The organism is Streptomyces sp. NPDC020379 (assembly GCF_044387105.1).
Taxonomy (GTDB): Bacteria; Actinomycetota; Actinomycetes; order Streptomycetales; family Streptomycetaceae; genus Streptomyces.
This window is the reverse complement of record NZ_JBIRVR010000006.1, coordinates 113,559-136,535: the sequence shown is the minus strand read 5'-3', so window position 1 is coordinate 136,535 and position 22,977 is coordinate 113,559. Positions and strand designations below refer to the sequence as shown.

Annotated in this window: 27 protein-coding genes; 3 read left to right on the top strand and 24 right to left on the bottom strand. The window is 69.4% G+C overall.

The genetic code is table 11. The features are described from left to right. Positions 1-77: 77 nt before the first annotated feature. From ACH427_RS10405 to ACH427_RS10395, 3 genes are all read right to left on the bottom strand, one after another. Complete coding sequence (locus tag ACH427_RS10405) at positions 78-446, bottom strand: holo-ACP synthase (protein WP_398869003.1); 369 nt, start codon at positions 444-446, stop codon at positions 78-80. Further along, complete coding sequence (gene glmS / locus ACH427_RS10400; RefSeq protein WP_398869002.1) at positions 443-2,290, bottom strand: glutamine--fructose-6-phosphate transaminase (isomerizing); 1,848 nt, start codon at positions 2,288-2,290, stop codon at positions 443-445. Before glmS ends, ACH427_RS10405 begins: the two co-directional genes overlap by 4 nt. Before the next feature lie 89 nt (positions 2,291-2,379). Continuing rightward, entirely contained in the window at positions 2,380-2,676 is a 297-nt protein-coding gene (locus tag ACH427_RS10395) for a hypothetical protein (protein ID WP_398869001.1), read from the bottom strand. Between the two features lie 201 nt (positions 2,677-2,877). Between ACH427_RS10395 and coaA the strand changes: the two genes are divergently transcribed. Next, a complete protein-coding gene (gene coaA / locus ACH427_RS10390) occupies positions 2,878-3,867 on the top strand; it encodes a type I pantothenate kinase (RefSeq protein ID WP_398869000.1) in 990 nt (329 codons plus the stop codon). A 105-nt stretch (positions 3,868-3,972) separates the two neighbouring features. Here coaA and glmM read toward each other — a convergent pair whose 3' ends face one another. The 4 genes from glmM to ACH427_RS10370 form a co-directional block, all read right to left on the bottom strand. After that, on the bottom strand, positions 3,973-5,331 hold the full coding sequence (gene glmM / locus ACH427_RS10385) for a phosphoglucosamine mutase (protein WP_398868998.1): 1,359 nt from the start codon (positions 5,329-5,331) through the stop codon (positions 3,973-3,975). Positions 5,332-5,525: 194 nt separating this feature from the next. Further along, positions 5,526-6,041 carry a 30S ribosomal protein S9 gene (rpsI, locus tag ACH427_RS10380; RefSeq protein WP_398868997.1) on the bottom strand — a complete coding sequence of 172 codons (516 nt, stop codon included), beginning with the start codon at positions 6,039-6,041 and terminating at the stop codon, positions 5,526-5,528. Between the two features lie 43 nt (positions 6,042-6,084). Further along, entirely contained in the window at positions 6,085-6,531 is a 447-nt protein-coding gene (gene rplM / locus ACH427_RS10375; RefSeq protein WP_361521834.1) for a 50S ribosomal protein L13, read from the bottom strand. Positions 6,532-6,851: 320 nt separating this feature from the next. Further along, positions 6,852-8,471, bottom strand: a complete 1,620-nt coding sequence (locus ACH427_RS10370; RefSeq protein ID WP_398868996.1) for an ABC-F family ATP-binding cassette domain-containing protein — start codon at positions 8,469-8,471, stop codon at positions 6,852-6,854. Between the two features lie 56 nt (positions 8,472-8,527). On the opposite strand from ACH427_RS10370, the gene ACH427_RS10365 reads away from it, so the two are divergent. Further along, complete coding sequence (locus ACH427_RS10365) at positions 8,528-9,436, top strand: hypothetical protein (protein ID WP_398868995.1); 909 nt, start codon at positions 8,528-8,530, stop codon at positions 9,434-9,436. 120 nt (positions 9,437-9,556) lie between these two features. On the opposite strand, the gene ACH427_RS10360 is transcribed toward ACH427_RS10365, so the two are convergent. Then, positions 9,557-10,318: a hypothetical protein gene (locus ACH427_RS10360; protein ID WP_398868994.1), complete on the bottom strand. Its 762-nt coding sequence runs from the start codon at positions 10,316-10,318 to the stop codon at positions 9,557-9,559. 312 nt (positions 10,319-10,630) lie between these two features. Here ACH427_RS10360 and ACH427_RS10355 point away from each other — a divergent pair, with 312 nt between their 5' ends. Next, complete coding sequence (locus ACH427_RS10355; RefSeq protein WP_398868993.1) at positions 10,631-12,751, top strand: glycosyltransferase; 2,121 nt, start codon at positions 10,631-10,633, stop codon at positions 12,749-12,751. A 117-nt stretch (positions 12,752-12,868) separates the two neighbouring features. Here the strand turns inward: ACH427_RS10355 and truA are convergent, their stop codons facing one another. The 16 genes from truA to rpsH all read right to left on the bottom strand — a co-directional run bounded on the left by truA (position 12,869) and on the right by rpsH (position 22,932). Continuing rightward, entirely contained in the window at positions 12,869-13,723 is an 855-nt protein-coding gene (gene truA / locus ACH427_RS10350; protein WP_398868992.1) for a tRNA pseudouridine(38-40) synthase TruA, read from the bottom strand. Positions 13,724-13,801: 78 nt separating this feature from the next. Further along, the gene (rplQ, locus tag ACH427_RS10345; protein ID WP_361521852.1) at positions 13,802-14,266 is read right to left on the bottom strand and encodes a 50S ribosomal protein L17; all 465 of its coding nucleotides are present in this window, start codon (positions 14,264-14,266) and stop codon (positions 13,802-13,804) included. Positions 14,267-14,411: 145 nt separating this feature from the next. Then, positions 14,412-15,434: a DNA-directed RNA polymerase subunit alpha gene (locus ACH427_RS10340; RefSeq protein ID WP_004946635.1), complete on the bottom strand. Its 1,023-nt coding sequence runs from the start codon at positions 15,432-15,434 to the stop codon at positions 14,412-14,414. A 139-nt stretch (positions 15,435-15,573) separates the two neighbouring features. Then, the gene (gene rpsK / locus ACH427_RS10335) at positions 15,574-15,978 is read right to left on the bottom strand and encodes a 30S ribosomal protein S11 (protein WP_003956432.1); all 405 of its coding nucleotides are present in this window, start codon (positions 15,976-15,978) and stop codon (positions 15,574-15,576) included. A 68-nt stretch (positions 15,979-16,046) separates the two neighbouring features. Then, the gene (gene rpsM / locus ACH427_RS10330) at positions 16,047-16,427 is read right to left on the bottom strand and encodes a 30S ribosomal protein S13 (RefSeq protein ID WP_030368393.1); all 381 of its coding nucleotides are present in this window, start codon (positions 16,425-16,427) and stop codon (positions 16,047-16,049) included. A gap of 195 nt (positions 16,428-16,622) precedes the next feature. Further along, positions 16,623-16,736 carry a 50S ribosomal protein L36 gene (gene rpmJ, locus ACH427_RS10325; protein WP_003956441.1) on the bottom strand — a complete coding sequence of 38 codons (114 nt, stop codon included), beginning with the start codon at positions 16,734-16,736 and terminating at the stop codon, positions 16,623-16,625. Between the two features lie 57 nt (positions 16,737-16,793). Continuing rightward, positions 16,794-17,015: a translation initiation factor IF-1 gene (gene infA / locus ACH427_RS10320; RefSeq protein ID WP_003956442.1), complete on the bottom strand. Its 222-nt coding sequence runs from the start codon at positions 17,013-17,015 to the stop codon at positions 16,794-16,796. A 155-nt stretch (positions 17,016-17,170) separates the two neighbouring features. After that, positions 17,171-18,007, bottom strand: a complete 837-nt coding sequence (gene map, locus ACH427_RS10315) for a type I methionyl aminopeptidase (protein WP_398868991.1) — start codon at positions 18,005-18,007, stop codon at positions 17,171-17,173. A gap of 119 nt (positions 18,008-18,126) precedes the next feature. Further along, positions 18,127-18,783: an adenylate kinase gene (locus ACH427_RS10310; RefSeq protein ID WP_398868990.1), complete on the bottom strand. Its 657-nt coding sequence runs from the start codon at positions 18,781-18,783 to the stop codon at positions 18,127-18,129. Next, positions 18,783-20,096, bottom strand: coding sequence for a preprotein translocase subunit SecY (gene secY / locus ACH427_RS10305; protein WP_361521861.1), 1,314 nt, complete (start codon positions 20,094-20,096; stop codon positions 18,783-18,785). Before secY ends, ACH427_RS10310 begins: the two co-directional genes overlap by 1 nt. A 201-nt stretch (positions 20,097-20,297) precedes the next feature. After that, positions 20,298-20,753: a 50S ribosomal protein L15 gene (rplO, locus tag ACH427_RS10300; protein WP_361521864.1), complete on the bottom strand. Its 456-nt coding sequence runs from the start codon at positions 20,751-20,753 to the stop codon at positions 20,298-20,300. A 1-nt stretch (position 20,754) separates the two neighbouring features. Further along, positions 20,755-20,937: a 50S ribosomal protein L30 gene (gene rpmD, locus ACH427_RS10295; RefSeq protein ID WP_030368398.1), complete on the bottom strand. Its 183-nt coding sequence runs from the start codon at positions 20,935-20,937 to the stop codon at positions 20,755-20,757. Beyond that, entirely contained in the window at positions 20,937-21,539 is a 603-nt protein-coding gene (rpsE, locus tag ACH427_RS10290) for a 30S ribosomal protein S5 (RefSeq protein ID WP_116212431.1), read from the bottom strand. The genes rpmD and rpsE overlap by 1 nt, the downstream gene beginning before the upstream one ends. A 46-nt stretch (positions 21,540-21,585) precedes the next feature. Beyond that, positions 21,586-21,969: a 50S ribosomal protein L18 gene (gene rplR / locus ACH427_RS10285; protein WP_366003543.1), complete on the bottom strand. Its 384-nt coding sequence runs from the start codon at positions 21,967-21,969 to the stop codon at positions 21,586-21,588. A gap of 3 nt (positions 21,970-21,972) precedes the next feature. Beyond that, a complete protein-coding gene (gene rplF / locus ACH427_RS10280; RefSeq protein ID WP_235484794.1) occupies positions 21,973-22,512 on the bottom strand; it encodes a 50S ribosomal protein L6 in 540 nt (179 codons plus the stop codon). A 21-nt stretch (positions 22,513-22,533) separates the two neighbouring features. Further along, the gene (rpsH, locus tag ACH427_RS10275) at positions 22,534-22,932 is read right to left on the bottom strand and encodes a 30S ribosomal protein S8 (RefSeq protein ID WP_116212436.1); all 399 of its coding nucleotides are present in this window, start codon (positions 22,930-22,932) and stop codon (positions 22,534-22,536) included. Positions 22,933-22,977: the final 45 nt, after the last annotated feature.

Genomic DNA, 22,977 nt, shown 5'->3' with positions numbered 1-22,977 from the left:
CGGACGGGCGGGATACGCCGCACCTGATCGTCAACGCGCGGCACGGACAGGCCCGTACGGCCTCCGAGGACGCCCCCTCACTTCTCCGCGATCACCACAGCCGACGCGATGCCCGCGTCATGGCTCAGCGAGACGTGCCAGGAGCGCACGCCCAGTTCCTCCGCGCGCGCCGCGACCGTGCCCGTGACCACCAGGCGCGGCTGGCCGGTCGGCTCGGTGGTCACCTCCGCGTCCGTCCACAGCAGATCACCGGGCGCCCCCAGGGCCTTGGCCACGGCCTCCTTCGCGGCGAAGCGGGCGGCGAGGGAGGCGATGCCCCGCCGCTCGCCGCTCGCCAGATACAGCTCGCGCTCGACGAAGAGCCGGCCGGCCAGGCCGGGCGTGCGGCGCAGGGCCGCGTCGAAGCGCTCGATCTCGGCGACGTCGATGCCCACTCCGACGATCATTCGACGGTCACCGACTTCGCGAGGTTGCGGGGCTGGTCGACCTCGTTGCCGCGCGCGGTGGCGAGCTCGCAGGCGAAGACCTGGAGCGGCACGGTGGCCACGAGGGGCTGGAGCAGCACGGGAGTCCGCGGGATCTCGATGAGGTGGTCGGCGTAGGCGCGTACGGCCTCGTCGCCCCGCTCGGCGATCACGATCGTCCGGGCGCCCCGCGCGCGGATCTCCTGGATGTTGGAGACGATCTTGTCGTGGAGCACCGAGCGGCCGCGCGGCGAGGGGACGACCACGACGACCGGCAGGTCCCGCTCGATCAGCGCGATCGGGCCGTGCTTCAGCTCACCGGCGGCGAAGCCCTCGGCGTGCATATAGGCCAGCTCCTTGAGCTTCAGGGCGCCCTCCAGGGCCACCGGATAGCCGACGTGCCTGCCGAGGAAGAGCACCGTGTTCTTGTCCGCCAGGGAGCGGGCCAGCTCCCGTACGGGCTCCATCGTCTCCAGCACCTCGTCCACCTGCGTGGCGATCGCGGAGAGCTCGCGCACGACCGAGCGGACCTCGTCGCCCCACTTCGTGCCGCGCACCTGGCCCAGATACAGCGCGACGAGGTAGCAGGCGACCAGCTGGGTCAGGAACGCCTTCGTGGACGCCACCGCGACCTCGGGCCCGGCGTGGGTGTAGAGCACGGCGTCCGACTCGCGGGGGATCGTCGAGCCGTTGGTGTTGCAGATCGCGAGCACCCGCGCACCCTGCTCCCGCGCGTGCCGCAGGGCCATCAGGGTGTCCATCGTCTCGCCGGACTGGCTGATCGCGATCACCAGCGTCCGCTGGTCGAGGATCGGGTCGCGGTAGCGGAACTCGCTCGCCAGCTCCGTCTCGCACGGGATCCGCGTCCAGTGCTCGATGGCGTACTTCGCGATCATGCCCGCGTGGTACGCCGTGCCGCACGCCACGACGACGACCTTGTCGACCTCGCGCAGCACGGAGGCGGGGATGCGCACCTCGTCCAGCGCCAGCGTGCCCGCCGCGTCGATCCGGCCGAGCAGGGTGTCCGCGACGGCCTTCGGCTGCTCGGCGATCTCCTTGAGCATGAAGTAGTCGTAGCCGCCCTTCTCGGCGGCGGAGGCGTCCCAGTCCACGTGGTACGCGCGGACGTCCGCGGGCGCGCCGTCGAAGTCCGTGACGGTCACACCGTCGCGGCGCAGCTCCACGACCTGGTCCTGGCCGAGCTCCAGGGCGTCGCGGGTGTGGGCGATGAAGGCGGCGACGTCGGAGGCGAGGAAGGACTCGCCGTCCCCGACGCCGACGACCAGCGGGGAGTTGCGGCGGGCGCCGACGACGACGTCCGGCTCGTCGGCGTGCACGGCGACGAGGGTGAACGCGCCCTCCAGCCGGCGGCACACCTGCCGCATCGACTCGGCGAGGTCCCCGCAGGAGGAGAACGCCTCGGACAGCAGGTGCGAGACGACCTCGGTGTCCGTCTCCGACCCCAGCGCGTGGCCGCGGCCGGCCAGCTCGGCGCGCAGCTCGGCGAAGTTCTCGATGATGCCGTTGTGGACGACCGCGACGCGGCCCGCGTTGTCGAGGTGCGGGTGCGCGTTGGCGTCGGTGGGGCCGCCGTGGGTGGCCCAGCGGGTGTGGCCGATGCCGGTCGGGCCGGACGGCAGCGGGCGGTCGGCGAGCTCCTTCTCCAGATTGGCGAGCTTGCCCGCCTTCTTCGCGGCCGCGAGCCCGCCGTCGGCGAGCACGGCGACCCCGGCCGAGTCATAGCCGCGGTACTCCAGGCGCTTCAGCCCGGCCAATACGACGTCGAGGGCGCACTGCCCTCCCACATAGCCAACGATTCCGCACATGCGCAGCAGCGTACGGCCCAGGGGCGGGCGGGTGCCCCCAATGGCGGAACGTGGGCGCACCGAAGTGTCCACGCGCCCCCGTGGGCCCCTCAACGCCCCCGCTCGATGCGGTCGATCGCGTCCTGGACCAGTTCGAGGTACTCGATCTCCTCGCACCGCGGCTTGCTGCCGAACTCATAGCGGTCCAGGCAGTCGTCCAGGTCCTGGCCGAGGTCCTCGTCCGGCAGCTCGGCGGCCAGCTCGCCCGCGACCAGCGCGGCGAAGTCGGGGCGCGGGTCCGCCGCCACCCGGACGTCCGGGGCGGGGCGCAGGCGGCGCGCGAGGCGGCGTACGAAGTGGCGCAGGGAGACCCTGACGGAGTTACGCAGGGCGAGGAGAACGAACACGGCGTTCCTAGCGGGGGTGCGGCGGCCGGTGGTGGGTGCCGGTGGCCGGAGAGGGGGACCGTAGTCCTGACCCGCCAGTAGGTACAGGGCCTCCGCGGAACTTCACCGTCCGGCGCCACACGAGTCACCCGAAACCGGTGAGAACCCCCGCTTCCGCCACCCGGAAGTGAGCCGCGCGCCGCGCCCGCGCAGAATGGGCCCGTGCCGACCACCTCAGAGCAGCAGCAGCGCCGCCGCGACTCGTCCCCCTATGTGGACCTGACCCGCGCGGAATGGAGCGCCCTGCGCGAGAACACCCCGCTGCCCCTGACCGCGGAGGAGGTCGAGCGGCTGCGCGGGCTCGGCGACGTCATCGACCTGGACGAGGTGCGGGACGTCTATCTGCCGCTCTCCCGGCTGCTCAATCTCTACGTCGGCGCCACCAGCCAGTTGCGGGGCACGCTCAACACCTTCCTCGGCGAGGCCGGGACCCGTGGCCACGGCTCGCAGCCGGGCACGCCCTTCGTCATAGGGGTCGCGGGCAGCGTCGCCGTCGGCAAGTCGACCACCGCGCGCCTCCTCCAGGCGCTGCTGGCCCGCTGGCCCGAGCACCCGCGCGTCGAGCTGGTCACCACGGACGGCTTCCTGCTGCCCAACGCGGAGCTGCACCGGCGGGGCCTGATGTCGCGGAAAGGTTTCCCCGAGTCCTACGACCGCCGGGCCCTCACCCGCTTCGTCGCCGATGTGAAGGCGGGCAAGGAGGAGGTGACCGCGCCGGTCTACTCCCACCTGATCTACGACATCGTCCCCGGCGAGCGGCTGACCGTGCACCGCCCGGACATCCTGATCATCGAGGGCCTCAACGTCCTCCAGCCCGCCCTGCCGGGCAAGGACGGGCGCACGCGGGTGGGGCTCGCCGACTTCTTCGACTTCAGCGTCTACGTGGACGCGCGGGCGGAGGACATCGAGCGGTGGTACTACGACCGCTTCAAGAAGCTGCGCCTGACGGCGTTTCAGGACCCGCACTCGTTCTTCCGGCGGTACACGCAGGTGCCGGAGGAGGAGGCGCTGGATTACGCGAGACGCAACTGGCGCACCATCAACAAGCCGAACCTGCTGGAGAATGTGGCGCCGACTCGGGGGCGCTCGAACTTGATCCTGCGCAAGGGTCCGGACCACAAGGTGCAGCGGCTGTCGCTGCGCAAGCTTTAGGGGTATGCGCGGGTGGGGGCCCGCGGCGCGCTGTTTCCCCACCCCGCCCCTTCCCGGCCGCATCCGATGTGCGGCCGGGAAGGGGCGGGGCCGGGGAGAAAAGCCCTAGCCCAGCGCCGACTTGACCGCGTCAGCGAGCCGCTCCGCGACAGACTTCGCCTGCTCGATGTCCGGCGCCTCCACCATGACCCGCACCAACGGCTCCGTCCCCGAGGAACGCAGAAGCACCCGCCCGGTAGCCCCGAGCTCCGCCTCCGCCGCGGCGACAGCCGCGCCGAGTTCCTCGGAGGTCTTCACACGCGACTTGTCGACATCGCGCACGTTGATCAGGACCTGCGGCAGCCGCTCCATGACCCCGGCGAGGTCGGCCAGCGACCGGCCCGTCGCGGCGACGCGGGCCGCCAGCATCAGGCCGGTGAGGGTGCCGTCGCCGGTCGTCGCGTGGTCGAGGACGATGACGTGGCCGGACTGCTCGCCGCCGAGGGCGAAGCCGTGGGCCTTCATCTCCTCCAGCACATAGCGGTCGCCGACCGCGGTCTGGACGAGGTCGACACCCTCGCGCTCCATGGCCAGCTTGAAGCCGAGGTTGGACATCACGGTGGCGACGACGGTGTTCTGGCGCAGCGAGCCCGCCTCGCGCATCGCGAGCGCGAGGACGGCAAGGATCTGGTCACCGTCGACCTCGTTGCCCTTGGCGTCCACGGCCAGGCAGCGGTCGGCGTCACCGTCGTGGGCGACGCCCAGGTCGGCGCCGTGCTCGACGACGGCGGCACGCAGCTTGTCCAGGTGGGTGGAGCCGCACTCGTGGTTGATGTTGAGGCCGTCGGGCTCGGTGCCGATGGTGATCACCTCGGCGCCGGCCCGCGCGAACGCCTCGGGGGAGACACGGGCGGCCGCGCCGTGGGCGCCGTCGATGACGACCTTGAGGCCGTCCAGGCGGTTGGGCAGCACGCCGATGAGGTGGGCGACGTAGTTGTCGAAGCCCTGGTCGTACTCCCGGACCCGGCCGACACCGGCGCCGGTGGGCCGGTCCCAGGGCTCGCCGGAGGCGTGCGCCCGGTAGGTCTTCTCGATCCGGTCCTCCAGCTCGTCGGCGAGCTTGTGGCCGCCGCGGGCGAAGAACTTGACACCGTTGTCCGGCATGGCGTTGTGGCTGGCGGACAGCATCACGCCGAGGTCCGCGCCGAGCGCCCCCGTGAGATACGCGACGGCCGGCGTGGGCAGCACGCCCACCCGCAGGACGTCCACACCGGCGCTGGCGAGCCCGGCCACCACGGCGGCCTCCAGGAACTCCCCGGACGCGCGCGGGTCCCGTCCCACCACGGCCACGGGGCGGTGGCCCTCGAACGTACCCGCCTCGGCGAGCACATGCGCCGCGGCGACCGACAGACCGAGCGCCAGCTCGGCTGTCAGATCGGCGTTGGCCACACCGCGCACACCGTCCGTACCGAAGAGTCGTCCCACTGGTGTCCTCCGAAAAAACGCGGGGGTTACGGGGCCCGGGAGGGGCCCCCGCGAAAGAAAGGTGTCGAATCCGGAACCGGAGCGTTGCGCCCGGGTACATCCAGGTATACGCCCCGTGCCGCCGATAGCCGAACGCCCCGGCGGGCACGGAGCGTGCCGCCGGGGCGTTCGAGCAGAAGCAGCGAAGCCGCTGTTTAGCGCTTGCTGTACTGCGGAGCCTTGCGGGCCTTCTTCAGACCGGCCTTCTTGCGCTCGACCGCACGGTCGTCGCGGCTCAGGAAGCCGGCCTTCTTCAGCGGGCCGCGGTTGTTCTCCACGTCCGCCTCGTTCAGCGCGCGGGCCACACCGAGGCGCAGGGCGCCGGCCTGGCCGGACACGCCGCCACCCGCGATGCGGGCGACAACGTCGTAGCGGTCGTCGAGCTCGAGCACCTTGAAGGGCTCGTTGACTTCCTGCTGGTGCACCTTGTTGGGGAAGTAGTCCTCAAGGGTGCGGCCGTTGATCTTCCACTTGCCGGTGCCCGGGATGATCCGGACGCGGGCGATGGCGTTCTTACGACGACCCAGGCCGGCGGCCGGCTGCGGGTCACCGAAACGGGACGCGAGCGACTCAGAGGTGTACTCCCCCTCGACGATCTCGGTCTCGGTGGTGTACTCCTCGACGCCAACCTCGTCCTCGATGACGGGGGTCTCGGCGGTGGTCTCAGCCACGATTCTCCTCAGATACTTTCTGTCTGGTCGGCGGTGGCCGGGACTAGCCCTGCTTGACCTGGGTGATCTCGAACGGGACGGGCTGCTGGGCGGCGTGCGGGTGCTCGCTGCCCGAGTAGACCTTCAGCTTCGAGAGCATCTGACGGCCGAGGGAGTTCTTGGGGATCATGCCCTTGATGGCCTTCTCGACGGCCTTCTCGGGGCTCTTGTCGAGCAGCTCGTCGTAACGAACGGCACGGAGACCACCCGGGAAGCCGGAGTGGCGGTACGCCAGCTTCTGGGTCTTCTTGTTGCCGGACAGGTGCACCTTGTCGGCGTTGATGATGATGACGAAGTCACCCATGTCCATGTGCGGGGCGTACACAGGCTTGTGCTTGCCGCGCAGCAGGTTGGCGGCCTGGGAGGCCAGACGGCCCAGGACGACGTCCTGCGCGTCGATGATGTGCCACTGGCGCGTGACATCGCCGGGCTTGGGGCTGTACGTACGCACGGTCGTAGCCTTCGCTTCTTCAGTGAGTGTGGGTCCTGACACGTCTCTCCGGGCGGTCAACCGACACTGGCGGCGACTCGGGGACGCAACCCGAACGCGCACCGGTGGTTTTCGGCCCGATGAGCAAGCGTAAGGGCCCCTCGCGTGAGAACGACCAAGCCAATACGCATAACGAACTCGTAGAGTACCGGTCGCCTACCGGCGGGGTCAAAACACATGGTCTCACCGGTGGCACGGCCCCGCCAGCTAGGCCGTACGGGCTACGGCCGCGGCGGGGCGGTGACTCCCGCGGCGGGCTTCAGCAGCCCGCGGGCGCGGAGCTACCGCCGTCGCGCCACCCGCGCCTCGTCCCACACCGGCTCCGGAACCTCCCGGACCAGGCCGTCCGAGCCGAACACCACAAATCGATCGAACGCACGAGCGAACCACCGGTCGTGCGTCACCGCGAGCACCGTCCCCTCGTACGCCTCCAGCCCCTCCTGAAGCGCCTCCGCCGACTCCAGGTCCAGGTTGTCCGTCGGCTCGTCCAGCAGCAGGGCCGTCGTCCCGGCCAGCTCCAGGAGCAGGATCTGGAAGCGCGCCTGCTGCCCACCCGACAGCTTCTCGAAGGGCTGGTCGCCCTGCTTCTCCAGCTCGTACCGCCGGAGCACGGACATCGCGCCGCCCCGGTCCTTCGCGTGCTCGGTCCACAGGATGTCCACCAGCGTGCGCCCCAGCAGCTCGGGGTGCGCGTGGGTCTGGGCGAAGTGCCCGGCCACCACGCGGGCGCCCAGCTTCCACGTGCCCGTGTGGGCCACGTCGTCACCGGCGAGGAGCCGCAGGAAGTGGGACTTGCCGGAGCCGTTCGAGCCGAGCACCGCGACCCGCTCGCCGTAGAAGACCTCCAGGTCGAACGGCTTCATCAGGCCGGTGAGCTCCAGCTTCTCGCAGGTCACGGCCCGGACCCCGGTGCGCCCGCCGCGCAGCCGCATCCGGATGTCCTGCTCGCGCGGCGGCTCCGGCGGCGGGCCGGCCTCCTCGAACTTCCGCAGCCGGGTCTGCGCGGCGGCGTAGCGCGAGGCCATCTCGTGGCTGACCGCGGCCGCCTGCCGGAGGTTGATCACCAGCTTCTTCAGCTGGGCGTGCTTCTCGTCCCAGCGGCGGCGCAGCTCCTCGAAGCGGGCGAAGCGCTCCTTGCGGGCCTCGTGGTACGTGCCGAAGCCGCCGCCGTGCACCCAGACGTCCGACCCGGCCGGGCCCGGCTCGACGCTGATGATCTTCTCGGCGGCGCGGGCGAGCAGCTCACGGTCGTGGGAGACGAAGAGCACGGTCTTCTTCGTCTCGCGCAGCCGCTCCTCCAGCCAGCGCTTGCCGGGCACGTCGAGGTAGTTGTCCGGCTCGTCGAGGAGCAGCACCTCGTCCGTACCGCGCAGCAGCGACTCCAGGACGAGCCGCTTCTGCTCACCGCCGGAGAGCGTGCGCACCTCGCGCCACTGCGCCTTCTCGTACGGGACACCGAGCGCGGCCATCGTGCACATGTCCCAGACGGTCTCCGCCTCATAGCCACGCGCCTCGGCCCAGTCGGAGAGGGCCTGCGCGTAAGCCATCTGCGCGGCCTCGTCGTCCCGCGTCATGATCGCGTCCTCGGCCCGGTCCACGGCCGCCGCCGCTTCCCTGATCCTCGGCTGCGCCACGGATACCAGCAGGTCACGCACCGTACGCCCGTCACGCACGGAGCCCACGAACTGCGGCATCACGCCGAGCCCGCCGGTGACCGAGACCGTGCCGCCGTGCGGCTGGAGCTCTCCGGAGATCAGCCGCAGCAGCGTCGTCTTGCCCGCGCCGTTCGCACCGACGAGCGCGACCGCCGCGCCCTCCCCCACCCGGAAGGAGACGTCGCCGAGCAGCGCCCGGCCGTCCGGAAGATAGAACTCCAGGTGCGCTGCTTCGACGTGTCCCATGGGTGGGATTGTCGCCGCTGGTGAGGGGTGCGACCAACCGGATTACGATGCACGCCATGAGCTTTGGGCAGGGAGGGCCGCACGGGGCCCCGGGGGAACCCCATCGGCCGACTCCGCAGTGGGGCCCGCCCCCGCAGCCACCGCCCTGGGGGCCCGCGGCCGACGCGCCGCGGACACCCGACTGGTCGGCCCTCGCCGACGACACCGCCGCCCGCGACCGCCGCCGCAGGTGGCTCCTCTTCGGTGGCGGCGGCGCGCTCGCCACGGCCGCGGTCGCCACGGCCGTGACCTTCGCGGTCACCGGCTCGCACGGCGGCGGCAAGCAGTCCGGCCTGCCCGCGCCCCAGAAGCTGCCCAGCTCCTCCGGCGGCCCGGAACCGTCCTTCTCCGAATCCGCCCCGCCGCCCCCGCCGAACCCCCTCGACTTCATATCCAGCGCCGACAAGGACAAGGCGCCGCTGAGCACCAAGACGCTCTTCCCGCACACCAAGCCGGTCCTGTACAAGCGCAAATACGAGCAGACCGCCACCGCCACCACGACGGACTGCGCCTCCGCGACCCAGGGCGCGCTCGGCTCCGTCCTCACCGACAACGGCTGCCGCGAGGTGCTGCGCGCCACGTACGTGCGGGACGGCATCGCGGTCACCGTCGGCGTCGCCGTCTTCGACGACAAGGCGGCCGCGGCCAAGGCGAAGGACCAGTCCTCCGGCAACATCGCCTCCCTCTCCGGCGACAACGACCCCGCCTTCTGCCGCGCGACGGCCTGCCGCCTGACGGCGAACGCGCAGGGGCGCTACGCGTACTTCACGGTGGCGGGGTACGCGAACGGGAAAGCGGTGGGTGAGAGCGACACCGCCGCGCTGACGGCTGGTCGTGACGTGTCGGACTACACGTTCCGCCGCATCATGTACCGGGCTCAGGCCCAGGCGGCGGATTCGGTGCGGTCTGCACCGCCGCGGGCGTAGCGCTTTTCGTTCCCCAGCCCCGCCCCTTCCCGGCCGCACCGATGTGCGGCTCCGCCGCGTGGGGGGCAAGCCGGGAAGGGGCGGGCAGGGGAAAAAGCCCGCCGCAAGCGCCGGGCACGCTCACCCCGAGGGATCCTCGTCCTCGTCATCCTCCCCGCCCCCCACAGGCGCCGAGGCCGGAGAGCTCCCGCCCACCGCCACCCCCCGAAGCTTCGCCACCTGCGCCCGCACGAGCGCGAGCGGCACCGTCACCCCGTCCGGATCCGAAAGACTCGTCGCGAAGAACATCGCGAGCGTCGTCCCCGACCGCACGGCGGTGATCAGGCTGGGCGCCCGCTCGGCCACGTTCTCCAGGCGGATCGCCACGGCCTCGTCCCCCAGCTCGGGCGGCGACAGCGTGCGGACCGCCTCGAACTCCTGCGGCTCGCCCTCGCCCGTTCGCATCCGGAAACCGTCCGCGCAGGCGGCGGCCGCCGTGCGCAGGGCCTCCAGGGTGTCGGCCGCGCCGTCCCCCGCGTACTCCGAGACACGGATCATGCCCATGAGGCCCTCGAAGTCCATGTCCTCGCCGGTCTTGGCGAAGGTGCGCACCAGCGTCGCGGTGGGCGCGGGCCGCAGCCGGAAGCCCAGCGCGTCGGCCAGCGGCCGGCACGCCTCGGTGTCCGTACGGGGCGTGCCCGCGCCCGCCGCGCCCTCGCCCGCCTTCTCGATCCGGAAGCCGGGCACCTCGTGCGCGCCCAGCTCCACACGTCCCAGTTCGGCGGGACCCGGCACCGCCGCCTTCTCCGGGCGGGACGCCCCACGAGACCCGCCGCCATCGACACCACACCCGGCAGTCAGCCCGAGGGCCACGACCGCGGAGACCGCCACCATCGCCTTCACACCCCCAGCGTCCCAGCGCCCGCGGGGTCCGTCCGGGCGCCACGCCCGGCGCTCCGGTTACCCTCTGGACGGCTGTCCGAGCGCCTCCGGCGCACGGCCGGCGGGGGCGATCACCCCCTTGACCCACGGCCTGTGACTCAAGCCACAATGTAGGCTTCGCAGGCAACCGATACCCCTCCCAACGGTCTTTACCGACGGATCGGACCGCACCCGACCCACACTTGGCCCAGCGGTCCGCACAAGGGGCAGACCCGGACACCCAGGCCAGGGGGAAGGACGGACGCGGCGCCGACGTGCCGCGCACACACCGCCATGAAGATCTCTTTCCTTTTGCAGAACGCCTACGGCATCGGCGGCACGATCCGCTCCACGTTCAACGTCGCCGGTGCCCTCGCGGCCCGCCACGACGTGGAGATCGTGTCGATCCACAGAACCGGTGGCACGCCCAAGCTCCCCCTGCACCGCAAGGTCAAGCTGGTCCACCTCATCGACACCCGCGCCGAGACCGGCGCCGACCGGGACAACCCGGCCCTGGAGCAGGACAGCGCGCTGATCCCGCCCGTCGAGGCGAAGGGCGCGCAGTTCAGCGCGCTCACCGACAAGCGCGTCGCCGAGCACCTCGCCCGCACCGACGCCGATGTCGTGATCGCCACCCGCCCCGGCCTGGTGATGTATCTCGCGGAGTTCGGCCAGGACCGCTACCTCAAGATCGGCCAGGAGCACCGGATCTACGGCACGCACGAGCCGAACATCCGCGCCGCCCAGGACCGCGCCATCCCGCTGCTGGACGCGCACACCGCCGTCTCCGAGGCCGACGCGGCCACCCACCGCGAGCACTTCCCGGGCGTGAAGACCAAGCTGATCGCGCTGCCCAACGGCGTCCCGCCGTCCGAGGTCGAGCCCTCCGACAGCACCGTCAAGCTGGTCGTCGCCGCGGGCCGCCTCATCCCCGTCAAGCGCTACGACCTGCTGGTCAAGGCGTGGGCCACCGTCGCCGCCGCCCGCCCCGACTGGAAGCTGCGGATCTACGGCCGCGGCCCCCAGCAGGCCAAGCTGCGCGAGCAGATCGACAAGCTGGGCCTCAACGAGCACGTCCGCCTCATGGGCCCCCACTCCCCCATCGAGACCGAGTGGGCCAAGGGCTCCATCGCCGCCGTGACCTCCCGCGAGGAGTCCTTCGGCATGACGATCGTGGAGGCCATGAACTGCGGCGTGCCCGTCGTCGCCACCGACTGCCCGCACGGCCCCGGCGAGATCATCAGCGACGGCAAGGACGGCCTGCTCGTCACCAACCTCGACAGTGACGCCATCGCCAAGGGCCTGCTCAAACTGATCGAGGACGACGAACTCCGGCACGCCATGGGCAAGGCCGCCCTGGTCTCCGCCGAGCGCTATCAGCCGGACGCCATCGCCCGCCGCTACGAGGACCTCATCGAGAGCCTCGGCGGCGACACCGGCACCACCGCCGCCCCCGTCGGCAGCGCCCCGAGCGAGCCGCGCAAGCCGGCGCCCGTGCCGCTGTCGAAGGTGCTGCGCCGCACCGCCGGCAAGCTCCTCCGCCCGCTGCGCCGCTCCGTGGCCAAGCCCGCCACCCCGGCGGTCAAGGCGGCCATAAAGGAGATCGTCCGCAAGCCGCTGCGCTGCACCGCGTCCTGCCGCGTCGACGCCGACGGCAATCTCGTGGTCCTCGTCGACCGCAAGGGCCTGTCCGGCGAGAAGCTCTCCCTGACGGTCACCCGCCGCAAGGAGGGCAAGCCGATCAGCGTGCCCCTCAAGGCCGCGGCCGACGGCAAGGGCCCCTACACCGCGGTGCTCGACCGCCGCGAACTCCGCCTGGGCGAAGGCCGTTGGGACTTCCACGTCGTACGGGGCGACGACGGCGCCCGCCGCCGGGTCGTCTCGCACCTCGCCGAGGGCCGCGGCCTGGTGGAGCTGGAGCCGCTGACCGGCTCCCCGTTCACCTGGTGGGTGCCCTATCCGACCGTCGACGGCTTCCTCGCGCTGCGCGCCTGGAACCGCGGGCAGCACGCCGAGGCCCGCACGGTCCGGCAGGGCAACAACGCCCTGACGGTCGAAGGCACCCTGCACGGCGCGGAGTTCACCCCCGGCAGCGAACCCGTCCTCGTCGCCACCCCGCGCGTCGAGGCGGCCTCGGCGGTCACGGTTCCCGTGACGGTCGTCAACGGCACGGCCTTCACCTTCAACCTGCCGTACGCCGACCTGCGCCACGCCCGCGCCGGGGACGAGAACACCGTCTGGGACCTGGCCGTGCGCCCGGCCCCCGACGCCGAGCCGATCCGTATCGCCCGGCTCATCGGTGACATCGTCGACCGCAACAAGACCGACATCTATCCGGTGATCGACGGCATCAAGCCGTACTTCACGGTCAACAGCGATCTGGCCGTCAGCTGCCCCGCCCCTGAGGCGGCCTGACGGAACGTCAAACGCCGGACGGGCTGGTTGGGCTGAGTTCAGCCCCGACCAGCCCGTCCGGCGTCTGAGGACGACACGGCGGAGCCGTGCCGCGGACCTCGTGGCGGAACCCGGAACTCAGCAGCAACCCGCACCGGGCAGTGTGCGCTTGTTGCGCGCTTCCCGGTTGCGCGCGGCCAGTTGAGAATCCTCGGGGTAACCCACTTCTTCGAGCGTCAGCCCGTGCGGCCGCACCACATGCACCGCCGAATCGCGCACCCGCGCGGCGAGCACCTTGCCCGGCCAGTCCACCGGCCGGTGCCCGTCACCGACGAACAGCAGCGCACCCACCAGCGAACGCACCATGTTGTGGCAGAAGGCGTCGGCCTTCACCGTCGCGGTGACGACACCAGAGGCGTCCCGCTCCCAACTCAGCTGCTGGAGCGTGCGGATGGTGGTCGCGCCTTCGCGCTTCTTGCAGTACGCGGCGAAGTCGTGCTCCCCGAGCAGCGCGCGCGAGGCGACGTTCATCGCGTCGACGTCCAACGGCCAGTCGTGCCACAGGACATGACCGCGCAGCAGCGGATCGACGCCGCCCACGTGATCGGTCACCCGATAGGCGTACCGCCGCCAGATCGCCGAGAAGCGCGCGTTGAAACCGGCCGGCGCCTCCGCGACCTTCCACACCCGCACATCGTGCGACAGCCGTCCGGCGAGCCGGCGGAGCAGCTTCTCCTCGTGCTCGGCCCACACCTCGGCCGGCAGGTCGACGTGCGCGACCTGGCCACGGGCGTGCACCCCGGAGTCCGTACGGCCGGCGACCGTCAGCTCATAGGTCTCGGACGACCGCGTCACCGTGCGGAGGGCGGACTCGATCTCGCCCTGCACGGTACGCAGGCCCGAGCGCTGCTTGGCCCAGCCGGAGAAGTCCTTGCCGTCGTACGACAGATCCAGCCGCACCCGCACAAAGCCGGGCTCAACTTCGTCACTCACCGCGTTCCTCTTTCAGAAAATGCGGGACGGGCCCGCCCCCGAAGGGAGCGGACCCGTCCACTGCGCGCATCAGATGCGTCAGGCGTCCTTGGACTCCTCGGCCGGAGCCTCGGCAGCAGCCTCGGACTCCTTGACCGCACGCTTGGTGGCGGCCTCGGCCTCGGCGACGGTCGCCTTCTTCGCGATCTCACCCTCGACGAGCTCGATCACGGCCATCGGGGCGTTGTCGCCACGACGGTTGCCGACCTTGGTGATACGGGTGTAGCCACCCGGACGCTCGGCGAAGCGCGGAGCGATCTCGGTGAAGAGCGTGTGGACGATGCTCTTGTCCGTGATCGTCTGAAGAACCTGGCGACGGTTGTGGATGTCGCCCTTCTTCGCCTTGGTGATCAGACGCTCGGCCACGGGGCGCAGGCGACGGGCCTTGGCCTCGGTGGTGGTGATGCGGCCGTGCTCGAAGAGCGACTTGGCGAGGTTCGCCAGCATCAGCTTCTCGTGCGCGGCACCGCCGCCCAGACGGGCACCCTTGGTGGGACGCGGCATGGTGTTTCTCCTAGGTGTCTGCCCCGGCCGTATCAGGTACCGGGGTCAGTATCCGAGCGGGCGGTTGCCCGTCGGAGACCCGCGCCCCGTAAGGGGCGCGGGGAACTGCGCGATCAGCCACGGCCGACCCGCAGCCGAAGACCGATCAGTACTGCTCGGTCTCCACGAAGCCCGCGTCCGCGTCGTCGTCGGCGCCAAAGGCGTCGGCGGCGGCGGTCGGGTCGAATCCGGGCGGGCTGTCCTTGAGGGCCAGGCCCATGCCGGCCAGCTTCGCCTTGACCTCGTCGATCGACTTCGCACCGAAGTTGCGGATGTCGAGCAGGTCGGCCTCGGAGCGGGCGACGAGCTCACCCACGGAGTGGATGCCCTCGCGCTTGAGGCAGTTGTACGACCGAACGGTGAGCTCGAGCTCCTCGATCGGCAGCGCCAGGTCGGCGGCCAGGGCGGCGTCCGTCGGGGACGGGCCCATGTCGATGCCCTCGGCGTCGATGTTGAGCTCGCGGGCCAGACCGAACAGCTCGACCAGGGTCTTGCCGGCGGACGCCATGGCGTCACGCGGGCGCATGGCCTGCTTGGTCTCGACGTCGACGATCAGCTTGTCGAAGTCGGTGCGCTGCTCGACTCGGGTCGCCTCGACCTTGTAGGTGACCTTCAGAACGGGCGAGTAGATGGAGTCGACCGGGATACGGCCGATCTCCTGGCCCACCTGCTTGTTCTGGACGGCGGAGACGTAGCCGCGACCGCGCTCGACGGTCAGCTCCATCTCCAGCTTGCCCTTGGCGTTCAGCGTCGCCAGGACCAGGTCGGGGTTGTGCACCTCGACGCCGGCCGGCGGGGCGATGTCCGCCGCGGTGACCAGGCCGGGACCCTGCTTGCGCAGGTACATCACGACCGGCTCGTCGTGCTCCGAGGAGACGACCAGCTGCTTGATGTTCAGGATGAGGTCGGTGACGTCCTCCTTGACGCCCGGCACGGTGGTGAACTCGTGCAGGACCCCGTCGATCCGGATGGACGTGACCGCCGCACCGGGAATCGAGGAGAGGAGCGTACGACGCAGGGAGTTACCGAGGGTGTAGCCGAAGCCCGGCTCCAGCGGCTCGATCACGAACCGGGAGCGGAACTCGTCGACGACCTCTTCGGTCAGCGAGGGGCGCTGAGCGATCAGCATGCGAAGCATCCTTCAGTCATGGACACCCACTATTTGATGTCCTGAGGTACTACAAGGGTACGGGCGGTACGGCTCCGAAGAGCCGTACCGCCCAGACCCTCAAGGCAACCGCGAAGCGGTCACGCCTCACGCGACAGCGTCAGACGCGGCGGCGCTTCGGCGGACGGCAGCCGTTGTGCGGGGTGGGGGTGACGTCCTGGATCGAGCCGACCTCGAGGCCGGTCGCCTGGAGCGAACGGATGGCGGTCTCGCGACCGGAACCCGGGCCCTTGACGAAGACGTCAACCTTGCGCATGCCGTGCTCCTGCGCGCGACGGGCAGCCGACTCGGCGGCCATCTGCGCGGCGAACGGAGTGGACTTGCGGGAGCCCTTGAAGCCGACGTGGCCGGCGGAGGCCCAGGAGATCACGTTGCCGGACGGGTCCGTGATCGAAACGATGGTGTTGTTGAACGTGCTCTTGATGTGCGCGTGGCCGTGAGCGACGTTCTTCTTTTCCTTGCGACGCACCTTCTTGGCTGCGCCCTGACGTCCCTTGGGGGGCATGTCTTACTCCTGTGGAGTGGAGGTGATCGGTCCTACAGCGAAGACCGCTGGTGAGCGTCCGCTGAGGACTACTTCTTGCCCGGCTTCTTCTTGCCGGCGATCGCGCGACGCGGGCCCTTGCGGGTACGAGCGTTCGTGCTGGTGCGCTGACCGTGGACCGGCAGGCCACGACGGTGACGCAGACCCTGGTAGCAGCCGATCTCGACCTTGCGGCGGATGTCGGCCTGGATCTCGCGACGGAGGTCACCCTCGGTCTTGAGGTTGGCGTCCACGTACTCGCGGATCTTGACCAGGTCCTCTTCGGGAAGGTCACGAACGCGGGTGTTCGGGTTCACACCGGTCGCGGCGAGAGTCGCCTGCGACTGGGTACGGCCGATACCGAAGACGTAGGTGAGTGCAACCTCCACGCGCTTGTCACGCGGGATGTCAACACCGGAAACGCGTGCCATTGAATGGCTCCAGTTGATTCTCGGGGGTCTTCCACAGTGCCGCTCTCGACCGCCGACCGTCCTGGATCAGGAGCGGTGGTACGTTCCGAGTCCCCGGCCCCCGCCGGAGGTGTCGCCAGCCAAGGCTGGACGGGCCCTGCGTATGTACGTATTGCTGTGCGTCGCGCGAAGTAACTGCGAAGTGCAGGTTCTGCGTCAGCCCTGGCGCTGCTTGTGGCGCAGGTTGTCGCAGATGACCATGACCCGGCCGTGGCGGCGGATCACCTTGCACTTGTCGCAGATCTTCTTGACGCTCGGCTTGACCTTCATGGGATGTCAGGTTCTCCGGGTCAGTGCCGTCACCCCGCGAAGGGGCGTCGACAAGATCTACTTGTAGCGGTAGACGATCCGGCCACGCGTCAGGTCGTAGGGAGAGAGCTCCACGACGACCCGGTCATCCGGGAGGATGCGGATGTAGTGCATCCGCATCTTGCCGCTGATGTGCGCGAGGACCTTGTGACCGTTCTGGAGCTCCACCTTGAACATTGCGTTCGGCAGAGACTCGATCACGGTGCCCTCGATCTCGATGGCACCTTGCTTCTTGGCCACGCTTCGCCTTTCGAATCGGCTACCTTGATCAACTCTCGTGATCGAACACCACCTGCGAAAAGCAGGCATGCGGATACACGAGAGCCGACGCGTCAGTCTACGTCAGGGCAACCCGAAAGACTAATCCAGGGGTGACTGCCCAGCCGCAGAGATCCTTATGCCAGCGGGTCCGGCGCCGCCGTGATGCCGTACTCCGCCAGCTTCGCCTTGCCGCCGTCGACCGCCGTCAGCACCAGCGGGCCCTGCTCCGTCAGGGCGACGGAGTGCTCCCAGTGGGAGGACCAGGTCAGGTCGTCCGTGAGGACCGTCCAGTCGTCCTCCAGGACGTGCGTGCGCGCCGTGCCGAGGCTCACCATCGGCTCGATCGCGACACAGAAGCCGGGGACGAGCTTGGGGCCCTTGCCGCGCTTGCGCGAGACGTAGTTCAGCAGGTGCGGGTCCATGTGCATCTCGCTGCCGATGCCGTGCCCGCCGTAGTCCTCGATGATCCCGTACTTCCCGGTGGCCGGGCGGGGCTGGCGGCGGATGTAGCCCTCGATGGCCTTGGAGATGTCCACCAGGCGGTTGCCGTTCTTCACGGCCGCGATGCCGGCCCACATCGACTCCTCGGTCACCCGGGAGAGCTCGACCAGCTCCGGAGCGTGACCGGTGCCCACGAAGGCCGTGAAGGCCGCGTCACCGTGCCAGCCGTCCACGATCGCGCCCGCGTCGATCGAGATGATGTCGCCGTCCTTCAGGACGGTCTTCGTGTCCGGGATGCCGTGGACGACGACCTCGTTCACCGAGGTGCAGATCGTCGCGGGGAAGCCGCCGTAGCCGAGGAAATTCGACTTCGCGCCGTGCTCGGCGAGCACCTTGCGGGCGACCTCGTCCAGGTCCTTGGTCGTCGCACCCGGCACGGCCGCCTCCCGGGTGGCCGCGTGAATGGCGGCGACGACCAGCCCCGCCTCGCGCATCTTCGCGATCTGCTCGGGAGTCTTGATCTCCACCATGGGGTGCTGCCTCTCTCGGTGCCGCGTCACGGATGGTGCCGCAAACTAAAAACTGCTCGGACAACACTACGGCCGCGATGCCGGGTGAGGCATCGCGGCCGTGGGAGGACCGGGGTCCGTCAGGCGTTCGCGCGGTCCAGAGCCGCCATCGCGCGCTCGGTGATCTCGTGGACCGGGCCGAGCGCGGAGATCGTCACCACGAGGCCCTGGGCCTTGTAGTAGTCGATGATCGGCTCGGTCTGCGTGTGGTAGACCTCGAGGCGGTCACGGACCGTGTCCTCGTGGTCGTCGTCACGCTGGTAGAGCTCGCCGCCGCAGGCGTCGCAGACGCCCTCGGTCTTCGGCGCGTTGTAGATCACGTGGAAGACGTGGCTGCTGTCCCGGCGGCAGATCCGGCGGCCGGCGATCCGCTTGACGACCTCGTCCTCCGGGACCTCCAGGTCCAGGACGGCGTCCAGCGCCAGGTTCTCGGCCTTGAGGATCTCGTCCAGGGCCTCGGCCTGGACGAGGTTCCGCGGGAAGCCGTCCAGCAGGAAGCCGCCTTCGGCGTCCGCCTGCTCCATGCGGTCCTTGGCCATCCCGATGGTGACCTCGTCCGGCACGAGCTGACCGGCGCGCATGTACTCCTGCGCCTTCTGCCCGAGCGGCGTGCCCTGACTGATGTTCGCCCGGAACAGGTCACCCGTCGAGATGTGCGGGATCGCGAGATTCTTGGCGAGGTACGCGGCCTGCGTACCCTTGCCGGCGCCGGGCGGCCCGACGAGGACGATTCGCATCAGCGGAGGAACCCTTCGTAGTTGCGCTGCTGAAGCTGGCTCTCGATCTGCTTCACAGTCTCCAGACCGACACCCACGATGATCAGGATGCTGGTTCCCCCGAACGGGAAGTTCTGGTTTGCGTTGAGTGTGACCAGTGCCACGGTGGGCACCAGGGCGATCAGGCCCAGGTAGAGAGAGCCGGGCCACGTGATGCGATTCAGCACGTAGCTCAGGTACTCCGCGGTGGGACGGCCGGCCCGGATGCCCGGAATGAACCCACCATACTTCTTCATGTTGTCGGCAACTTCTTCGGGGTTGAAGGAGATGGCGACGTAGAAGAAGGCGAAGAAGACGATCAGCAGGAAGTACGTGACCATGTAGACGGGGTGGTCACCCTTGACGAGGTTGGAGTTGACCCACGTCGCCCAGCCCGCCTTGGAGCCGGTGAACTGCACCAGCAGCGCCGGGATGTACAGCAGCGACGAGGCGAAGATGACCGGGATCACGCCGGCCTGGTTCACCTTGAGCGGGATGTAGGTCGACGTGCCGCCGTAGGACCGGCGGCCGATCATGCGCTTCGCGTACTGCACGGGGATGCGGCGCTGGGCCTGCTCGACGAAGACGACCAGCGCGACCATGGCCAGGCCGCAGATGATGACGAGCCCGAACTCCAGCCAGCCGCCCATCAGCTTGCCCTGGAGCTTGATGCCCCACAGGCCGCTCGGGAAGCCCGCCGCGATGGACGTGAACATCAGGATGGACATGCCGTTGCCGATGCCGCGGTCGGTGATCAGCTCACCGAGCCACATGATCAGGCAGGTGCCCGCGGTCATGGTGATGACCATGGTGGCGGTGGCGAAGATGGACTTGTCCGGAACGATCTGGTTGCCGACCGCACAGCCGCTGAACAGCGCGCCGTTGCTCGCGGTGGCCACCAGGCCGGTGCCCTGCAGGATGGCGAGCGCGACGGTCAGATAGCGCGTGTACTGCGTGATCTTGGCCTGCCCGGACTGCCCCTCCTTCTTGAGGGCCTCCAGCCGGGGAATGACCACGGTGAGCAGCTGCAGGATGATGCTTGCCGTGATGTACGGCATGATCCCGAGCGCGAAGATCGTGATGTGCAACAGCGCGCCACCGCTGAACATGTTCACGAGGCCGAAGAGGCCCTGGCCGCTCTTGGCCTGGTCCATACACGTCTGGACGTTGGAGTAGCTGACGCCCGGGACCGGTACATGCGCACCGAGCCTGAAGAGCACCATGATGCCCAGCGTGAACAGCAGCTTCTTGCGCAGGTCGGGCGTCTTGAACGCCCGGGCGAACGCGGTGAGCACGGTGCCTCCTGCGCCTCTCACGCGGGACGCGAGAGGTGACGGTCTTGAGGATCGACGAATACATATCAGTCAAAATCCGCACGGACAGGGGCCGCGCGGAGGTTAACAGTGCACGCCACCTTACCGGCGACCGTGCCCCCCTTGGAACGACCAACCGGGGATGCCCCTTTTGGGACATCCCCGGTTGTCAGATCAACGAGTTCAGACGAGCTCGGTGACGGTGCCGCCGGCGGCGGCAATCTTCTCCTTGGCGGAGCCGGAGACGGCGTCGACCGTCACCTGCAGCGCCACGGAGATCTCGCCCTGGCCCAGGACCTTGACGAGCTGGTTCTTGCGAACCGCACCCTTGGCGACCAGATCGGCCACCGTGACCTCGCCACCCTGCGGGTAGAGCGCGGCCAGCTTGTCCAGGTTCACGACCTGGAACTCGGTGCGGAACGGGTTCTTGAAGCCCTTGAGCTTCGGGAGACGCATGTGGAGGGGCATCTGCCCACCCTCGAAGCGCTCCGGAACCTGGTAACGGGCCTTGGTGCCCTTGGTACCACGACCTGCGGTCTTACCCTTGGACGCCTCACCACGACCCACACGGGTCTTGGCGGTCTTGGCGCCCGGGGCGGGCCGGAGGTTGTGGACCTTCAGCGGGTTCTGCTCCGCCATGTCAGTCGACCTCCTCAACCGTCACGAGGTGGCGGACGGTCTGCACCATGCCGCGGATCTCGGGACGGTCCTCCTTGACGACCACGTCGTTCATACGCTTGAGACCAAGCGAACGAAGGGTGTCGCGGTGGTTCTGCTTGCTACCGATGTAGGACTTGACCTGCGTGACCTTGAGGCGAGCCATTACGCACCCGCCCCTGCACGCGCCCGCAGCAGTGCGGCGGGGGCGACGTCCTCCAGCGGCAGGCCACGACGGGCCGCGATCTCCTCGGGGCGCTGAAGGCCCTGAAGCGCGGTCACCGTGGCGTGCACGATGTTGATCGGGTTCGAAGAACCGAGCGACTTCGACAGGATGTCGTGGACGCCGGCGCACTCGAGCACCGCGCGCACCGGGCCACCGGCGATAACACCGGTACCGGGGGACGCGGGCTTGAGCAGGACGACACCGGCCGCCTTCTCGCCCTGGATCGGGTGCGGGATGGTGCCCTGGATGCGGGGGACCTTGAAGAAGTTCTTCTTGGCCTCTTCCACGCCCTTGGCGATGGCCGCGGGAACTTCCTTGGCCTTGCCGTATCCGACACCTACGGTGCCGTCACCGTCGCCCACCACGACCAGCGCGGTGAAGCTGAAGCGGCGACCACCCTTGACAACCTTGGCGACGCGGTTGATCGCGACAACGCGCTCAACGTACGCGGTCTTCTCGGCGGCAGCGCCACCGTCGCGACCCTTCCGGTCCCGCCGCTCGCCGCCACCGGCACCGCTTCCGCGGCGCTGGGGTCCAGCCATTGGATTTACCTCTCTCTGTTACGTCCGCTAGCTCCGGAACCGGGGCTTAGAACTTCAGCCCGGCTTCGCGGGCGGCGTCAGCCAGAGCGGCAATGCGCCCGGCGTACCTGTTGCCACCACGGTCGAACACGACGGTCTCGACGCCGGCAGCCTTCGCACGCTCGGCGACCAGGGCACCGACCTGCTTGGCCTGCGCGGACTTGTCGCCCTCGCCACCACGGATCGACGCGTCCAGGGTCGACGCCGACGCCAGGGTGTGACCCTTGATGTCGTCGATGACCTGAGCGGTGATACCGCGGTTCGAGCGGGTCACGACGAGGCGCGGACGCTCCGCCGTACCCGACACGTTCTTGCGAATGCGGACATGGCGGCGGGCCTTGGCGGCACGCTTGTAAGCGTCGCCCTTGGCGATCTTCACACCGTATGCCATGGCTTACTTACCAGCCTTTCCGACCTTGCGGCGGATGACCTCGCCGGCGTACTTGACGCCCTTGGCCTTGTACGGGTCGGGCTTCCGCAGCTTGCGGATGTTCGCCGCGACCTCGCCGACCTTCTGCTTGTCGATGCCCTCGACGCTGAGCTTGGTCGGGGACTCCACCTTGAAGGTGATGCCCTCGGGCGCCTCGATCAGGATCGGGTGGCTGTAGCCCAGGGCGAACTCCAGGTTGGAGCCCTTCGCCTGGACGCGGTAACCGACACCGCTGATCTCAAGAGCCTTGCTGTAGCCCGCGGTCACGCCGGTGATCATGTTCGCCACCAGCGTGCGGGACAGGCCGTGCAGGGCCTTGTTCTGACGCTCGTCGTTGGGACGCGAGACGACAAGAGTGCCGTCCTCGGCCTTAGCGATCTCGATGGGCGCGGCAACGGCGTGCGTGAGGGAACCCTTGGGGCCCTTCACGTGCACCGTACGGCCATCGATGGTGACGTCCACACCAGCGGGAACCTGGATGGGCAGCCGTCCAATACGCGACATTGGCTATTCCTCCGTTCCCGATTACCAGACGTAGGCGAGGACTTCCCCACCCACGCCCTTCTTGCTGGCCTGCTGGCCGGTCAGGAGACCGTGGGACGTGGAGATGATCGCCACGCCCAGGCCGCCGAGGACCTTCGGCAGGTTGGTGGACTTTGCGTAGACCCGCAGACCCGGCTTCGAGATGCGCTTGATGCCGGCGATCGAGCGCTCGCGGTTCGGGCCGAACTTCAGCTCGAGGGTCAGGGACTTGCCGACCTCGGCGTCCTCGACCTTCCAGCCGGTGATGTAGCCCTCCTGCTGGAGGATCTCCGCGATGTGCGACTTGATCTTGCTGTGCGGCATCGACACGGTGTCGTGGTATGCCGAGTTAGCGTTTCGCAGACGGGTCAGCATGTCTGCGATCGGATCGGTCATGGTCATGTTTGGCCTTCGGCCTCTCTCGCCGGGGTTTCCTATCTGCGCCAT

Excerpts from the sequence above, each read along its gene's own strand:
- ACH427_RS10310 (WP_398868990.1), bottom strand. The coding sequence starts at position 18,783 with ATGCGAATCGTCCTCGTCGGGCCGCCCGGCGCCGGCAAGGGTACGCAG.
- ACH427_RS10340 (WP_004946635.1), bottom strand. The coding sequence starts at position 15,434 with ATGCTGATCGCTCAGCGCCCCTCGCTGACCGAAGAGGTCGTCGACGAG.
- rpsE (WP_116212431.1), bottom strand. The coding sequence starts at position 21,539 with ATGGCTGGACCCCAGCGCCGCGGAAGCGGTGCCGGTGGCGGCGAGCGG.
- ACH427_RS10370 (WP_398868996.1), bottom strand. The coding sequence starts at position 8,471 with ATGGGACACGTCGAAGCAGCGCACCTGGAGTTCTATCTTCCGGACGGC.
- rpsH (WP_116212436.1), bottom strand. The coding sequence starts at position 22,932 with ATGACCATGACCGATCCGATCGCAGACATGCTGACCCGTCTGCGAAAC.
- ACH427_RS10355 (WP_398868993.1), top strand. The coding sequence starts at position 10,631 with ATGAAGATCTCTTTCCTTTTGCAGAACGCCTACGGCATCGGCGGCACG.
- rplO (WP_361521864.1), bottom strand. The coding sequence starts at position 20,753 with ATGGCGGAGCAGAACCCGCTGAAGGTCCACAACCTCCGGCCCGCCCCG.
- rplR (WP_366003543.1), bottom strand. The coding sequence starts at position 21,969 with ATGGCATACGGTGTGAAGATCGCCAAGGGCGACGCTTACAAGCGTGCC.
- ACH427_RS10365 (WP_398868995.1), top strand. The coding sequence starts at position 8,528 with ATGAGCTTTGGGCAGGGAGGGCCGCACGGGGCCCCGGGGGAACCCCAT.
- rpsM (WP_030368393.1), bottom strand. The coding sequence starts at position 16,427 with ATGGCACGCGTTTCCGGTGTTGACATCCCGCGTGACAAGCGCGTGGAG.
- glmS (WP_398869002.1), bottom strand. The coding sequence starts at position 2,290 with ATGTGCGGAATCGTTGGCTATGTGGGAGGGCAGTGCGCCCTCGACGTC.
- map (WP_398868991.1), bottom strand. The coding sequence starts at position 18,007 with ATGGTGGAGATCAAGACTCCCGAGCAGATCGCGAAGATGCGCGAGGCG.
- rplF (WP_235484794.1), bottom strand. The coding sequence starts at position 22,512 with ATGTCGCGTATTGGACGGCTGCCCATCCAGGTTCCCGCTGGTGTGGAC.
- rpmJ (WP_003956441.1), bottom strand. The coding sequence starts at position 16,736 with ATGAAGGTCAAGCCGAGCGTCAAGAAGATCTGCGACAAGTGCAAGGTG.
- rplQ (WP_361521852.1), bottom strand. The coding sequence starts at position 14,266 with ATGCCGCGTCCCACCAAGGGTGCCCGTCTGGGCGGCGGTGCCGCGCAC.
- ACH427_RS10405 (WP_398869003.1), bottom strand. The coding sequence starts at position 446 with ATGATCGTCGGAGTGGGCATCGACGTCGCCGAGATCGAGCGCTTCGAC.
- rpsK (WP_003956432.1), bottom strand. The coding sequence starts at position 15,978 with ATGCCCCCCAAGGGACGTCAGGGCGCAGCCAAGAAGGTGCGTCGCAAG.
- rpmD (WP_030368398.1), bottom strand. The coding sequence starts at position 20,937 with ATGGCTCGCCTCAAGGTCACGCAGGTCAAGTCCTACATCGGTAGCAAG.